The 16548-nt window shown below is 48.3% G+C and carries 10 protein-coding genes; all 10 read left to right on the forward strand.

The window, feature by feature from the left end; genetic code table 11:
* Positions 1 to 151: 151 nt before the first annotated feature.
* Entirely contained in the window at positions 152 to 3214 is a 3063-nt protein-coding gene (locus ACTJJJ_RS15070) for a SusC/RagA family TonB-linked outer membrane protein (protein WP_229222409.1), read from the forward strand.
* 19 nt (positions 3215 to 3233) lie between these two features.
* On the forward strand, positions 3234 to 4811 hold the full coding sequence (locus ACTJJJ_RS15075; RefSeq protein ID WP_188933789.1) for a SusD/RagB family nutrient-binding outer membrane lipoprotein: 1578 nt from the start codon (positions 3234 to 3236) through the stop codon (positions 4809 to 4811).
* 147 nt (positions 4812 to 4958) lie between these two features.
* Positions 4959 to 8273 (forward strand): VCBS repeat-containing protein, encoded by a 3315-nt coding sequence (locus tag ACTJJJ_RS15080; protein WP_440702216.1) that lies wholly within the window; start codon positions 4959 to 4961, stop codon positions 8271 to 8273.
* Positions 8273 to 9586, forward strand: coding sequence for a vanadium-dependent haloperoxidase (locus ACTJJJ_RS15085; protein WP_440702217.1), 1314 nt, complete (start codon positions 8273 to 8275; stop codon positions 9584 to 9586). The genes ACTJJJ_RS15080 and ACTJJJ_RS15085 overlap by 1 nt, the downstream gene beginning before the upstream one ends.
* A gap of 119 nt (positions 9587 to 9705) precedes the next feature.
* Entirely contained in the window at positions 9706 to 10404 is a 699-nt protein-coding gene (locus ACTJJJ_RS15090) for a hypothetical protein (RefSeq protein WP_440702218.1), read from the forward strand.
* A gap of 342 nt (positions 10405 to 10746) precedes the next feature.
* A complete protein-coding gene (locus tag ACTJJJ_RS15095; RefSeq protein ID WP_188933781.1) occupies positions 10747 to 11112 on the forward strand; it encodes a hypothetical protein in 366 nt (121 codons plus the stop codon).
* A 72-nt stretch (positions 11113 to 11184) separates the two neighbouring features.
* Complete coding sequence (locus ACTJJJ_RS15100; RefSeq protein ID WP_229222389.1) at positions 11185 to 11511, forward strand: hypothetical protein; 327 nt, start codon at positions 11185 to 11187, stop codon at positions 11509 to 11511.
* Positions 11512 to 11666: 155 nt separating this feature from the next.
* A complete protein-coding gene (locus tag ACTJJJ_RS15105; protein WP_188933777.1) occupies positions 11667 to 12191 on the forward strand; it encodes a hypothetical protein in 525 nt (174 codons plus the stop codon).
* 149 nt (positions 12192 to 12340) lie between these two features.
* Positions 12341 to 13222: a ThuA domain-containing protein gene (locus ACTJJJ_RS15110; protein WP_188933775.1), complete on the forward strand. Its 882-nt coding sequence runs from the start codon at positions 12341 to 12343 to the stop codon at positions 13220 to 13222.
* Between the two features lie 43 nt (positions 13223 to 13265).
* Complete coding sequence (locus ACTJJJ_RS15115; RefSeq protein ID WP_440702219.1) at positions 13266 to 16433, forward strand: PVC-type heme-binding CxxCH protein; 3168 nt, start codon at positions 13266 to 13268, stop codon at positions 16431 to 16433.
* Positions 16434 to 16548 lie beyond the last annotated feature (115 nt).

A 16548-nucleotide genomic window follows, 5' to 3' on the forward strand; every position in this document is an offset into this window, starting at 1 on the left:
AGTAAATAAATCCGCTGGTTTTTAAAATTTTTTAATTATCAATAGTTAATTATCGATATTTTAGGATATTTGCTGTGCTTGGATAATTGCTTAGCAGTTATTCGGTCGATACCAATTTTAACCAATTTTTAATTTACTAATTTGTTAAATTATGAAAGAAAAATTACTTAAAGCCTTAGGGAAAGGAATGATCCCGCTCGGGCTTATTTTGCTTTTAACATCGTTATCCGCCTCTGCTCAGGAAAGGACAGTAACCGGCAAGATAACAGATGAAAAAGACCAGGGCCTGCCTGGTGTCTCAGTGACGGTGAAAGGCACAACAAAAGGAACGACCGCAGATGCGGAGGGTAAATTCTCACTATCAAGTTTGAAGGACAGCGATATTCTCATGTTCAGCTCCATTGGTTATGTAAAGCAAGAACTGACTGTGGGCGGCCGCACCTCGATGGACGTAAAAATGCTACCCGATGCTGCCAATCTTGCAGAGGTTGTTGTAACAGCTTTGGGTATCCAGCGTGACAAGAAGGCGTTGACCTATGCTACGCAGCAAATCGGAGGACAAGAATTGCGGCAAGCGGCCAACACCAACTTCGTCGACGCGCTGAATGGTAAGGCAGCGGGTATCGATATCAAAGTGAGTAGCTCAGGTGCAGGTGGTTCTACCAGGGCTGTACTTAGGGGGAACAAATCGCTGCAGGGGTCGAGTGAGGCACTTTATGTAATCGATGGTATTCCGATGGTTAACAACAAAGGCGGTCAACCGGGTTCTTATGGCGGAACGGACGGTGGAGACGGTCTTTCCTCGATTAACCCTAATGATATCGAAAGTATCAGCATATTGAGGGGGGCTAACGCTTCTATCCTTTATGGTAGCCAGGGAGCCAATGGTGTAATTTTGATTACTACTAAAAAGGGTAAGGAAGGCAAGCTGTCCGTGGATTTCAACTCGAGCGCCGTTTTAGAAAAAGTATCCGGTCTTCCCGATTTTCAGTTTCGCTATGGAACTGTGGGCGGCGATTACAGCTGGACTCCCACCGGAACTGCGGAGGTTAAAGGAAGCAATTATCAGAAAGATTACATCAAAGACTTCTTCCAGACCGGTGCTACCTTTACCAACTCGGTGGCTATCACAGGCGGGAACGCGAAAACGAATGTTTATTTCTCCTATGCAAATGTATCTTCCAAAGGTATCATGCCAACCAATACCTACCGGAAAAACAACTTCTCGTTCAGACAAAGCACCAAAATGCTGAAAGACAAGATCACCATCAGCTCTGGTGTAATCCTGTCTTCGGAAGTCTCTAAGAACCGTCCGGGTGCGGGCTACTACAACAACCCGTTGACCGGTTTGTACCTGTTCGCCAGGGACCGCGACTTCCAAAGCTACAAAGACAATTACGCGGTGTTTAATAAGGAGCGGAATATGGACAAAATGAACTGGTATTCCACCGAAGAGAAGCAGAACAACCCGTACTGGGAACTTTACAAGGACCCAAAACTGCAGTCCTACAAAAGACTCATCGCCAATGTAAAGCTCGCGTACGATATTGTAGAGAATCTTAGATTTGAGGTGAGGGCTAACATTGACTATAACGATGTGTTGGACGACAAGCGCTACGCGGCAGGTGGAAACTCCGTAAGTGTAAGCCCGAACGGCACTTGGAACTACGCCAAATATACAGATCAGTCCATATATACGGATGGTATTCTTACGTATAACAAGAGCCTGGGTGATTTCAGTTTGAATGCATTGGCGGGTCTTAGTTACCAGAAAAACAAATACTACGATGGAATGACCGTGAACAACGGAACGGTATCGTTGCAGTATCCCAATGTATTCACGTTTTCGAACATGCCTTACAACGTGATTTTCAATAACCACCCGAATTATAGCAATACCATCAAGCAAGGTGCATTTGCCAACTTGTCTCTCGGGTTCAGAGATTACCTTTTCCTGGATCTGGCTGGACGTAACGACTGGGCTTCTACACTGGCCCTTACCGGTAACCAGTCTTACTTCTACCCATCCATCGGTGGATCTGCTGTGATCAGCCAGATGTTTGATTTGCCCCAGGCGATTTCACTGCTGAAAGTACGGGCATCGTTCTCGCAAACGGCTAACGAAGTGCCTTATAACAGGGTTCTTCCATTGAGTACGATCGGCGGCGCCGGTGGCCCAAGCGGTATCGGTGGTATCAACAGACCTACGCAGGTACCTTTTACGAATTTGAAGCCTGAAAAAATCGTTGCCAATGAGTACGGTCTGGAATCGAAGTTCTTCCACAACAAGTTAGGACTTGACTTTACCTATTACAATGGCGTCAGCACCAACCAGTTCCTTTCACTGGCAGCACCTTCGGGCTCGGGCTATACAACCTATTATGTGAATGCGGGAAGGATTGAAAACAGCGGATTTGAGCTTACGCTTAATGCGGAGCCTTTCCGTACGGATCATTTCAGCTGGAATACGACGATTAACGCCTCTCAGAACAAAAACAAAATCGTAGAGCTGATTGCATCAAATCCTAACTATCAGGTGGGCGGCGACGACGAGGGTTTTGCATCGATCATCAAAGCGGGTGGTTCATTCAATGACGTTTTTATTTATCATTTCGCACGCAACGACGCAGGGCAGATCCTCCTGGATAAAAACGGCGTTCCAACCAAGGCGGCTACGCAAACCAAAGTGGGTAACGTAAACCCTAAGCTTTTGCTCGGATGGAGTAACAATTTTAACTATCGTAACTTCTTTGCGAGCGTGCTCGTAAACGGTAAATTCGGTGGGGTTGCATTCTCTAAAACGCAAGCATTCCTGGATTCCTATGGTGTGAGTGAAGAAACAGCGAAAGCAAGGGATGCGGGGTCAGTTTCTATCAATGCGGTTACACCCGAGGGAACAGCCGTTACTTCTATTGCTCCTTACACTTATTACTCTGCTGTGGGCGACAGAAACAAGATCATGGAACCTTATGTGTATTCAAGAACAAATGTGAGGTTAGGCCAGCTGGTTCTGGGCTACAACTTTAAGAGCAAAGGCACCGTATTTAAAGATGCTTCTATTTCTTTCGTAGGAAGGAACTTGTTCTTCTTCTACAAAAAAGCGCCTTTCGATCCTGAGCAAGCTATGAGTACCAACAACAGTTTGCAATCGACCGACGTGTTTGGTTTGCCATCTACAAGATCTTACGGGTTGAACCTGAAGGTTTCTTTCTAAAAACTCTAAAGTTATTGACATGAAAAAAATAGTAATAGCATTGGTAACCCTGATCGCATTCGCGGCTTGTACTGATAATTTTATTGAGACAAACCAGAATCCGTATCAGATTTCAGACGAGCTTCTCAAGCAGGACTTTAACCTCGTAGGCTCCCCTTTTTCGAATATGATCTTCAACCTCAACGGTCACCAGATCGAAGAGGACCTTTGTTCCGATAACTGGATGGGGTACATGGGTACGCCGACGGACTTTGTGGGTAACGTAAATAACACTACTTACTATATCCGTTGGAATACCTATTGGAACCGTGTGTATGGCAGTGTTATGTCACCCTCGAAACAGGTGATCCAGCTGGCCAAAGACAACAATCTGCCCATGTTTGCGACCTGGGCCAAGTTGATCCGTATTTTCGCTGTATCCAAATTGACAGGTGTACACGGGCCGGTTATTTATTCGCAGTATGGTACCACGGCCAACTCCATCGCGTATGACAAGGAGTCGGACCTTTATCCGCTTTTCTTCAAACAGCTTGATTCTATCCAGACAGATTTTAACGCCAATAAGGAGTATACTGGGTACAAAAAATTCGATCCGTCACAGTATGGTGGAAGCATTCCTCGGTGGCAGAAACTGGTGAACTCGTTGCGTCTGAGATTGGCTATGCGTATTTCAAAAGTGGATCCCGCCATGGCCAAAACCCAGGGTGAAAAAGCATTAGCCGACCCTGCCGGTTTGATTACCACCAATGCTGATAACTTTATCAATTCATTGAATGGTAATAAGATACCTGTTGCCCAGATTTGCTATGAATGGGATGATACCCGTATGGGCGCCGTGATGGAATCGTTTCTGGTGGGCTTGAAAGACGGCCGGATCTCCAAGTATTTTGCCCCCATGACCAACGCGGCTTTGTATGCGGATCACCCTTCTGTTCCTTACAAAGGTGTTCGAAATGGTGCTTATATTAAAGCAAAAGCGGACCACGTTCCTTTCTCGAAAGTGAGTGAAGATTTCCAGACTGTCCAAACCAGAAGGAACTTCACCGCAGCAGAAGTAGCGTTCCTGAAAGCCGAAGCCGGATTGAGAGGCTGGACAGGTGCCGGTGATCCTAAAACTAACTATGAGGAAGGTATCAAGCTGTCGTTTGCCGATTGGGGAGCGGGTGGCGTAGATGCCTACCTCGCCGATGCTACCAGCAAGCCGATCAGCTATGTGGATCCGATCGACGCCCGCAACAACTTTACTGCTGCTTCCACCATCACCGTGGCCTGGAACAATGCGGATTCGAACGAGTTGAAACTGGAAAAGATCATTACCCAGAAATACCTGAATACCTTCACCAATACGCAGGAGGCATGGGTGGATTTCAGACGTACAGGTTATCCCAAAATTCCGCCTGTGGCTAAAAACGATAGCAATGGCGATTGGGGGGTAATTACGGCGAACGAATGGATCAAAAGAATGCCGTTTGTTAATGCAGAAAGAACTGGTAATACGGCTGCTGTTGCGGATGCAGTGTCAAAAATGGGTACGGGTGCGAAAGATGATATCGCTACTCGTCTGTGGTGGGATACCGGGAAAGCTGCAAACTTTTAATATTTAAACTGCAATGTCTTTTAAAATTGGGATGGCAATCTGCCATCCCAATTTTTTATTGTAGGGCATAATCTTAACTTCAACTTTTGGTTGGAGTTTTTTATTTTAGCAGTAATTCTTCCTCTCTAAATCGGTACTGCACTATCAATGAATCATAAGGGTCGCCTCTTTTACCTGCTTTCCATTTTACTGCTGACATTACATTTCACCAGCGTTAAGGCGCAGAGCAGGTTGTTCCGCCTGCTCGAAGGCAAGCAGACAGGGATCGATTTCGTGAATCCCATCAGCGAAACGGAGAATCAGAATGTGATGTCCTACGAATATTATTACAACGGCGGTGGCGTAGCGGTGGGCGATATCAACAATGACGGTTTCGACGATCTGTTTTTTACGTCGAATATGGGTTCCAACAAGCTCTACCTAAACCTGGGCGCGAAAGGGGAGAAGATGAAGTTCAAAGACATTACTTCGTCGGCGGGTAAGGGACTCGAAGGCAGGAAGGGTGGCTGGAAAACGGGCGTGACCATGGCCGATGTAAACAGCGACGGCTTGCTTGACATCCATATCTGTTATTCGGGCAAAGTGAAGGACGAAGACCGTAAAAACCAGCTTTTTATCAATCAAGGCAACCTCAGGTTCGTCGAGCAGGCGAAGGAATATGGGTTGGACAATATCTCATACAGCACCCAGGCCGCTTTCTTCGATTACGACAACGATGGCGATCTGGATATGATGTTGCTCAACCATACCACCAAGAAAATCGACAATATGGAGCTTGCCAAGTTCCGTACGCAGACGGACGAGCTCGCAGGCAACAAGCTTTTTGAAAACCAGCAAAATCATTTTGCAGAAGTCACCCAAAAGGCCGGCATTCATCAGTATCCCCTCACATTCGGCCTAGGCATTGCCATTGCGGACGTGAACCAGGACGGCTGGCAGGACATTTACGTGACCAACGACTACAACGAGCCCGATTACCTATACATTAACAACCACGACGGCACGTTCAAGGACGTGACCAGGCAGTCTTTCCGGCATCTGGCGCAGTTTTCGATGGGCATCGATATCGCCGATTTCAACAACGACGGCCTACCCGACATTATGTCGCTCGACATGTTGCCGGAGGACAACCAGCGGCAAAAGCTCCTTCAATTGCAGGAAAACTATGAATCGTTTGAGCTCATGGTGCGTCAGGATCTGCAAAAGCAATACATGCGCAATATGTTGCAGCTCAACAACGGTGACGGCACATTCAGTGAGATAGCGCAATATGCCGGCGTTTCCAACACCGATTGGAGCTGGACACCGCTTTTTGCCGATTTCGATAACGACGGTTTAAAGGATCTGTTTGTTTCAAACGGCTATCTGAGGGATTATACCAACAAGGATTTTTTAAAATACTGGGGCGATTATAAGATTAAAAGGGCCGTCGACAAAGAGCCTTTCCAATTGATGGACCTCGTGAAGGCAATGCCCTCCACGGCGCTGGCCAACTATATTTTCAAAAACAACGGCGACCTGACCTTCTCGAAGATGCAGCAGCCCTGGGGACTCGAACATGCGTCGGTATCCAGTGGCGCCGTGTACGCGGACCTGGACAACGATGGCGACCTTGACCTGGTTGTAAACAATATCAATGAACCCGCATTTGTCTACCAAAACACGGCCAGTGAGGCAAAGAATGTCAACTGGCTTCAATTGAAACTGAAACAGAACGGTGCGAATGCAGGTGGAATAGGGGCGAGGGTTTATCTCAGGACCAAAGGAGCACTTCAATACCAGGAGGTGAGCCCGAACCGCGGTTATCTCTCATGCACACCATTGCGCCTGCATTTCGGGCTCGGAGAAGCGACGGCAGCAGATACAGTACAAATCCTATGGCCGGATGGTACTACCCAGATTTTCGAGAATGTGAAGGGGAATCAGCTGCTGGTAGTTGAAAAAAGCGGGAAAAAGACTGACAAAGCCGGTAAGGAGCGCATTTCAAAGACACTATTCCAGAAAGAAACCCCTGCCATTACCTACCAGCACGAAGGGTTCAGCGAAAATGATTTCAAACGACAGCCGCTGATGCTCTCGATGTATTCGCAAACAGGCCCCGTGGTGGCGAAAGGTGATGTGAATAAGGATGGCCTGGACGATATTTTCGTCAGTGGCGACCAGAACAAGCAGGCGAAAATATGGTTGCAACAGAAAGACGGCGCATTCCGCGAAATGTCCGGTTTTGCTGTGAGTGACGAAAACACATCTGCCATCTCTGCCGCTGTTTTTTTTGACGCCAACGGTGACGGTTTTGATGATTTGTACATCGCGAAAGGCGGCTACTCGCTTTTTGAGCCCAATACCGTGTCGCTGCAAGACGAGGTTTACCTTAGCGACGGCAGGGGCGGGCTGAGCTTGTCGGTACTCTCGGTACCGAATATGAAGGCCAGCAGTAAGTCGTGTGTGCGTCCATTTGATTTTGATAAAGACAGCGACCTCGACCTGTTCGTGGGCGGCCGCATTATCCCTGGCCGTTACCCGGAATCACCTGCGTCTTTCTTATTGGTAAATGATGGGAAAGGCCGTTTCGAAGTGCGTGAATCACCGTTTTTTAAGATCGGGATGGTTACCGACGCCCAATGGGGTGATTTGAATGGCGATGGCAAAGCAGAAATAGTGATTATGGGCGAAATGATGCCCGTGAAGGTTTTTACCTATAATGGAAAGGACTTTGAAGACAAAACAGCCGATTATTTCAAAAGCGAGGAGAGCGGTTTTTGGAATACCATTCAAATAGAAGATCTGGACGGCGACGGAAGGCCTGATATACTAGCCGGTAACCTCGGACAGAACTCGCAGATCAAAGCCTCGGAAAAGGAGCCCGCGGAGCTGTATTTCGCAGATTTTGACAAGAATGGCTCCATCGACCCATTTTTTAACTTTTATGTACAAGGTAAATCCTATCCGTTCGTAAGCCGCGATGAACTGAACGATCAGATTTACCCGATGCGCAAGAAGTTTTCGTTCTACCGCGACTATGCCAATGCAACGATGCCCGACATTATCCCCGCCGCAGAGCTTGCCAAAGCCGGCAGACTCGAAGCACGCGAACTTCGGAGCCTGTGCTTTATGAATCGGAACGGCCAGTTTGAAAAATTTGCAATGCCCGCCCGCGCACAGTTCGGGCCCGTATGCACGATCCTCACCGGCGACTACGACCACGACGGGCGGAAAGACCTGCTTCTTTTGGGGAACAAAACGGATAACCGGCTCAAATTGGGCAGTATGGACGCCAACTACGGTAGTCTTTTCGTGGGCGATGGCAAAGGCGGCTTCCGGTTCGTGGAACAATCTAACACAGGATTATCCGTAACCGGCGACGTGAAATCGGCTGTGCGGGTGAATATCGGAGGCCAGCCTTTTATAGTTATCGGCGCATTCAATGAGCCACTGCAGTTTTATAAAAATTCCAGAAAGTGATGCGCCGGACCCTGCTCTTCCTTTTGATATTTAGCCAATCTGTTTTTGCCAAACCAGCCGGAGAGGAGCTGCGTAAGCATTTGCAGCCGGCTGTGTTTTCGGTAACCATGGTGATGATCCACGATGTGGTGAACCCGCCCGCGGCGAGCCGTTTTTATACCTATTGTCTCCTGGGCGCGCACGAGATCGTAGCCCGGAACAACAAGCAGATTATAGCTCCTACTAATTTTACAAAAAGCATTAACCCTGTTGCAATCGGCACGAAGGATTATGATTACCGGATCGCGGCACTGTATTGCATTCTCGAAACGGGGCGGATTATTATCCCATCCGGCTATATGCTCGAAGAGGACCAGAAAAAGCTGATCATCGCGCTGCTGCGGGAAGGGCATTCGCAGGCGACGATCGACAAATCGATCGCCGTGGCACAGGAGGTGGCAAAAAAAGTCGCCGCCGACGCCTCTACGGATGGTTATCTCAAACTCAGCACGCGCCTGCGGTACCGTCCGAAGAAAGGGGACGCATACTGGTACCCGACCCCGCCAGGTTATATCGAGGGCGTAGAGCCGCATTGGAAAACGATTCGCCCGGTACTGATAGATTCCTGCGGCCAGTTCGTTCCAAAGCGGCCAGTGGAATTCAATAAGGATAGTAGCAGTGCTTTTTACAAGTTGGCAAAAGAGGTTTATGAGGTAGGCAAAAACCTGACGGAGCAGCAACGCTTCATTGCTTCGTACTGGGATTGTAACCCATTTGCGATCAATACTTCGGGGCACATGAATATCGGGTTCAAGAAAATCAGCCCGGGCGGTCACTGGATGAACATTACCGGCATTGCCAGCTCCAAGGCCAACCTCGATCTCGATAAAGGCATTATGGTACATTCGCTCGTGGCCGCAACACTCATGGACGCGTTCATCAGTTGCTGGGACGAGAAGTACCGCAGCAACCGGGTAAGGCCTGAGACGGTTATCAACCGGCTCTTCGATCCGCAGTGGCAGCCTCTGTTGCAAACCCCGCCGTTCCCCGAATACACCAGCGGGCATAGCGTAGTTTCGACAGCTGTTGCAGAAACACTCACCTTTTTGCTGGGCGATAATTTCACTTTCCGGGACGACACCGAAGTCATATTCGAGTTGCCGGTAAGGGATTTTAAATCATTCCGCCAGGCCTCGGAGGAGGCTGCGGTTTCGCGTCTTTACGGTGGGATCCATTTCCGCGATGCCATCGAAAACGGCCAGGAGCAGGGCAGGGCCATCGGCACATTCATCCTTGAAAAACTCAAAAAGGCCGGTGTGAAACCCGCAATATGACAATTTCTGAGAATCGGAAGGCTGAATATGACCCGAAAATAGTAGTTTTGGGTTCTTAAAATCGCCGCGTTCCGCAAGTAATGGTCAGATCGTTTGCCGCTTTGTTAATGGTTTTGGGTATGCTCGGCCAAAGTGCCAGCGCCCAGGAAGCCTCCATCACCGAATGGAGGAAGGACCGGGAAGAGGTGATGGATAAGCCTGTAAAACCGGCCATACGGAAAAAGGTAACGAAGGAAAACAACATTCCGCGTTGGAGTTTCGGCCTGAATGGCGGCTATGCCTACCGCTTGTTCCGCGCAGGAATGGTATTCAGCCACGACGAGCAGGAATACATCAAAGACCTCAAATCCGGCATCGCATTCGGCGGCGATATCGCTTATTTCCCCTGGAAGCACGTCGGCCTTGGTTTGCGTTATGAAATGTACAAGGGTAATGCTAAAATGGACAGCATACAAAGCGAAAAGGTAACTATCCAGCACCTGAGTGGCGCATTGATCCACCGGTCGTTTCTAAAAAACGGCAAAACAGCTATCCTCACCTCATTGCTGCTCGGCTATCAACCGTACGAAAATAGAAGTGTCGTGCTCGCCCAGCCGCTCACATTCTCAGGCAAAACGATGAATTGGGGCGTCAGCGTAGGAATTGAGCAACCCATTAGTCCCAAATTCGCCCTCAACCTTACCGGAACCGCCATGATGGGCGCCATCTACCGCCTTCAACGCAAAACCGAGTTTAGCACGGAGACATTGCATTTGTCGAAGGATGACAGTGTGGACCTTTCACGGTTCTCGGTCACGCTTGGGTTTCGGTTTTTGTGATCCGATAGGTAACTTAGCCTGTATAGCGATTCATTTCTCCGACGAATTGTCTTCCTCATAAAGTAATTTCCGTTGCAAGTATCGCCTTTTAGGGAGGTGGATTCGGTTATTTTACTTTTGGCAGGATGCTTAAATGGATTTAAAGCCGGTTCCGGAAGGCTATTTTTGGAGAACCTATTCATCGTATGCTTGTGATTTCCTGACGATTGAAGTGCCAGCGTTGAATAATTTTGAGATTCGAAACGGGTATCCCAAGCAACGGTCCTTTGGGGATTTTCCAGATCCACGAAGTAATCATAAGCTCCTTCAAGCATTCAGCAAGACCAAACGTTTGTTAAGAATTTGATTAATACAAAAATGGGGCACGGTTTTGAAGTTAAGATAAACGATGAACAGCCGATTCGGGCGGGTTTAGGTGCAGAAAACTATGTCGTAACCTGTATTTTAAATGCTGTACTGCGGAGAGATAGTTTTGAGGAGGAGCTAGACATTACGATAAGTGGGCTCGACAGTGTTGACGACGTACATGTGGACTGGCTAAAAACGGAGTTACGACCCGGCGATACGATCCAGATAACCGTGGTCGGAGGTGATTACGATCCGCCGCGAAACACCCGGCCGCGAATCACGGAGAAGGATATTATTGTGCATAAATTGAGATACTATTATGCACTGAAAGAAGAATTGAAAGAGCATTTACAAGGATGATCAATGCAACAGCTTCATCATTTCGATAGGTGCCAAGCAAACTAGCCTTCAACTTTTTTGATACTTGTCAAAATGCCTTTTAGCAAAAAGCAGAAATCAATTTTTGGTTTTTTGGCCGGACTTGTGCTGATGGTCGCGATTGCAGGTGCCGGGTACATCGTTACAGATCAGGCATTCACGATTACCTACATGCAGGATGGTTACAAAAGGACAGAAGAAGAGCTGGCAGCGATTGTCTGCATTGTGAACACCACTAATTTCTCGAAGAGGCAGATTGAGAAATGCGTTAGGCAGCATCCTTTTTTTGAATACGTGGATTTTTCGGGCGATACTGTTGTGTTGCAACGGTATGAATTGATCTTCAGGAATAATAGATTGTTTAAGATTGTTCCAATGTGATAGTTTGGCGAAAATGTACCCATTTGGATTGAGATATCATTATCAACCAAACCAAGCATCCATTCCTGAATGCCAGGTGTTGAAAGGACAGTGCTGAGCGGATTGGAGTTTTGAAGTATTATCGCTAAAATTACCGGTCTTCATTCTAACTTGATATGTCGAATAGCGAAAAGGAGGTTTCGGAGTTGTGTGTGAGCTGCGGAATGTGCTGTGATGGTACGTTGTTTGCGAGAGGCTTCGTTCGGGATGAAGCGGATAGGAAAGTGGCCGATGATTGCGGAATGGTCACTTTGAAAATTAAGGAAACATTGTTTTTCAACCTCCCGTGCCACCATTTTTCGACATGTTGCACGATTTATGATAAACCCCGCCCTCACACGTGTTCAGTCTATTTCTGCCCGCCAATTAAAAGACATAAAAGTGGTGAACAGTCGTTTGAGGATACAGAACAACAGGTTCAAACGTTGCAGCAGCAGCGTGACAAGCTGCTTAAAATTGCCTCGGAATTCCCCGAACTCAGTCAATTAAATTTCAGGGAATTGAAGGCCAGGCTTGAAGAATGGGCCGGAGACGAGGAGAAAGTAGCTCTTTACAAACATCTGTTTCTCATCTTGTTCATTTTCGATGACGTCCGTAAACGATACTTCACACCGACCGAAAAGGACAAATTGGTCATCTGAAAGCTGTGATGTGCCATTGGTATTACCCAAAGCAGGACAACACAGGATACGTTATATTTCATTTATCATTAACTAGGGGAAAATTTGCACTAAACAGTCTTCTCAATATACCCCTTTGCTCATAAAGCTTGAACCTTAATCCTTTCACCATGAAATTGAAACAATTCTGCATTTGCGCTGTTCTGGCAGCATTTGCAGTGATGGTCAGTGCACATTTGTCGATCGCGCAATCCTCTAAAAAAGACAAAAAAGCTCCGCTGGTTGTGTTCGTCACGGGCGATCATGAATACAGTGGCGAAGAAACGCTGCCGATCGTGGCGGCCGAGCTCGAAAAGAACTACGGCATGCGCACGATCGTCCTCAAAGCCTATCCCGATCATAACAGCGAGAAGAACATACCGGGCCTCGAAGCATTGAAGGATGCGGATTTGGCGGTTTTTTACCTCCGCTGGCGTCAGTTGCCGCCCGATCAGCTTGCGCTTATCGAAGCATATCTAAAAACCGGCAAGCCTGTGATGGGCTTCCGTACAACCACCCATGCATTCAACTTCCCGAAAGGACATGAAAGCGAAAAATGGAATGCATTCGGCGAGTTTGCTTTGAATGCCCCTCCGGGATGGGGCGGAGCGGCCAAACATACGCATTATGGGCATAAGAGCAGCACGGACGTGACCGTGATTCCTGAGCAAGCCAAAAATCCAATCCTGACCGGCGTAAAAGGTCCGTTCCACGCCCGCTCATGGTTGTACCGCGTGCTGCCCGACTATCCTACCAAAGGTTCGACCTGGTTGTTGATGGGTAAATCGGTGGACCCTGATAAAGAGGCGATCGAAAATCCCGTTGCCTGGACGGGTACCAACTCGTTTGGCGGCAAAGTGTTCATGACAACGCTCGGCCACCCGGAAGATTTTCAGCTCGAACCATTCCAGCGGCTCATTATCAATGCCATCCACTATGAACTGGGCCTGAAAATTCCGAAAGAATGGAAAGGGAAAATGAATATCCAGGTCCCATATCGCGAAGCCAAGTAACTTTCAAATAACGCTACCAGAACCCAACCTAAAATCTTTTCAAATGTCTAAACCCAAAAAAATCAGCGTTTATTTTTTGCTTATTGCATTTGGACTGGCAGTTATTGCATTCAGCGCGTTCCAGTTGAATCAGCCCGCGCCGGTCAAAATCGGCAAGGGAACGCACATTTCCCTGATAGGTAATAACCTCGGTTCCCGGATGATGAATTATGACAATTTCGAAACGGAATTGTATATGCGTTACCCGGACGATAACCTTGTTATCCGCAATATGTGTGACGGTGGCGATACGCCCGGCTTCCGCCCGCATGCGAGCCGCAACACGCCGTGGGCGTTCCCCGGAGCTGAGAAATTCCAGACCGAACTTGCCAATCCTTCGCAAAGTGAGGGCCACCTGGAAACGCCCGATCAATGGCTCACCCGCTTAAAAACGGACGTTATTATTTCCTTTTTCGGGTATAATGAATCTTTTGAAGGGAAAGCCGGCCTGGCCAACTACAAGGCAGAGCTGGATGCTTTCATTAAATGGACATTACAGCAGAAGTATAACGGCACCTCGGCACCTCAACTGGTGGTCGTCTCGCCGATCGCTTTTGAAGACCTTTCTGCTAAATATGATCTGCCGAATGGCAAGAAGGAGAACGAAAATCTCCTTTTGTATACCAAAGCAATGAAGGAAGTGGCCGACCAGAATAAAGTTCTTTTCGTTGACGCATTCGCCCCTTCGCAAAAGTGGTATGCCGAAACGAAAGAGGACCTCACGATCGACGGTTCTCAGCTGAATGCGGAAGGTTATAAGAAACTGGGTGTTTTGCTGGTTGATAAAATCTTTGGAAAAGCCGCTGAAAAAGCCAAAAACAGAGAGTTGGTGCATGCCGCCGTGGACGAAAAAAACTGGATGTGGCACAACGACTTCAAAATTCCGAACGGGGTACACGTCTATGGTCGCCGGTACAATCCCTTCGGACCGGATAACTATCCTGCCGAAATTGAGAAAATCCGCCAGTTGACCGACATTCGTGACCAGGCAATCTGGCTTGCTGCTTCAAAGGGCGAGAAAACGGATCTGGCTGCGGCTGATAAAAATACCAGGACATTGCCTCAGGTAAAAACCAATTTTAACCCTGAAAAAAATGGTAGCCTCACTTATTTGTACGGAAACGAGGCATTGGCGAAGTTGAAAGTGCCGGAAGGCTATAAAATCGAGCTTTTTGCCTCGGAGCAGGAATTCCCTGACCTGGCGAAACCGATGCAGATGTCGTTCGATAATAAGGGCCGCCTTTGGGTTGCTACGATGCCTAGTTACCCGCATTATAAACCCGGCGATTCGAAGCCGAACGACAAGATTATCATTTTTGAGGATACCAATAACGACGGTAAAGCCGACAAGCAAACCGTCTTCGCAGATGGCCTGCATTTGCCATTGGGTTTTGAAATTGCCAAAGAAGGTGTTTACGTCTCGCAGGGTACCAACCTGAAACTGCTGACCGATACAAATGGCGATGGAAAGGCCGACAAGGAAGAAATCCTGCTGAGCGGTTTCGACGACCACGATACGCACCACAACAGCCATGCATTTACGGTGGACCCATCGGGTGCTATCTACTCCGGTGAAGGTGTTTTCCTGCATACCAATGTAGAGACGTCTTACGGACCAGTACGTGCAACCAATGGCGGTTTCTACCGTTATGCACCGCAATTGAAAAAACTGGAACGGACTGCCCAGCTTTCGATCCCGAACCCGTGGGGTATCGCTTTCGATGATTGGGGACAGCCATTTTTCGCTGAAACATCAAGCCCGGACGTTCGCTGGATGCTACCTGGCAGTGTTTTGCCGCGTTACGGTGAAGCAACGCACAAATCGGTGCAGCTGGTGGAGGACAAACACCGCGTTCGTCCGACATCGGGTCTCGAATTCGTGTCGAGCCGTCATTTCCCGGATGATATCCAGGGTGATTTCCTGATCAACAATACGATCGGTTTTCTTGGAACAAAAGAACATACCCTTACCGACGAAGGTACCGGTTACAAGAGCCATCATCGCCAGGACCTGGTGGTCAGCGAAGACCGCAATTTCCGCCCGGTGGATATGGAATTTGCCCCCGATGGCTCATTGTATGTGATCGACTGGCATAATATCCTTATAGGCCACATGCAGCACAATGCGCGTGACCCGTTGCGTGACCACTCTCACGGGCGTATCTACCGCATTACCTACCCTTCGCGCCCGCTCGTGACGCCCGCGAAGGTCGATGGGGCGAGTATCGATGAACTGTTGAATAACCTTAAACTTCCGGAATACCGCACCCGCTACCGCACCCGCCGCGAATTGCGTGGGCGCGACGCGTCGCAGGTTTTGGCCAAACTGAATACCTGGGTGGCTGGTCTTGACAAAAAAGACCCGCGTTACGAGCACCATTTGCTGGAAGGTCTTTGGGTGAGCTGGGGTATGGACAAAGTAGATCAGAAGCTGTTGAAGGAGGTACTGAAAGCAAAAGACTACCACGCACGTGCCGCGGCGGTGCAGGTGGTGCGCTACACAGGCCACCAGGTGCCCGATCAGGCCGATCTGCTGATGCAGGCGGCGCGTGACGAGAATAGCCGCGTGCGGTTGATGGCCATTGTAGCAGCATCGTGGATCGGTAAAGAAAAAGGATTGCCGATTTTAGCGGAAGCCAAAAAAATGGAACTTGACGATTGGACAATCCACGCGTTCGAAGCGGCCGAGGCGCATTTGAAGGGGGAGAATGTAAAAAGGGAAAAACAGGCTGTCGTTGCCACGAGCCTGAAAGGCAATGATCTGATCCTTTTCAACCAGGGCCGGCAGATTTATGCTAAGGAAGGGTATTGCACTACCTGCCACCAGCCCGACGGTAAAGGTTTGGAAGCATCCGGTTTTCCGCCACTTTCGGGACCCTGGATTACTGGAAGCGACGAGCGGCTGATCAAGATCGCCCTGAAAGGATTACTCGGGCCGATTGAAGTAAACGGCAAGAAATACCCCGGCCAGGTTCCGATGACGCCGTTCGCAGGTTTGTTGAAGGACGACGAAGTAGCTGCGGTACTCACCTATGTACGAAATTCGTTTGGAAACAAGGGGCCGGCGATCTCGCCTGAAAAAGTGAAGCAGGTCCGTGCTGCTACCGAAAGCAAGCAAGATTTTTACTCACCCGAGCAGCTTCTGAAAGACCATCCTATGGAAAAGAGGTGAGCCTGAGAGGAGTAGTTTGAATATTATTTAGTAAAGAGCGGGTGATTTTTCTTCCGCTCTTTGTATTTTACAACTATTACCCGCCATCCTGAATCCTAAATCTACTACATAACTA

This window comes from Dyadobacter sp. 22481 (assembly GCF_052044875.1).
Classification (GTDB): Bacteria; Bacteroidota; Bacteroidia; order Cytophagales; family Spirosomataceae; genus Dyadobacter; species Dyadobacter endophyticus.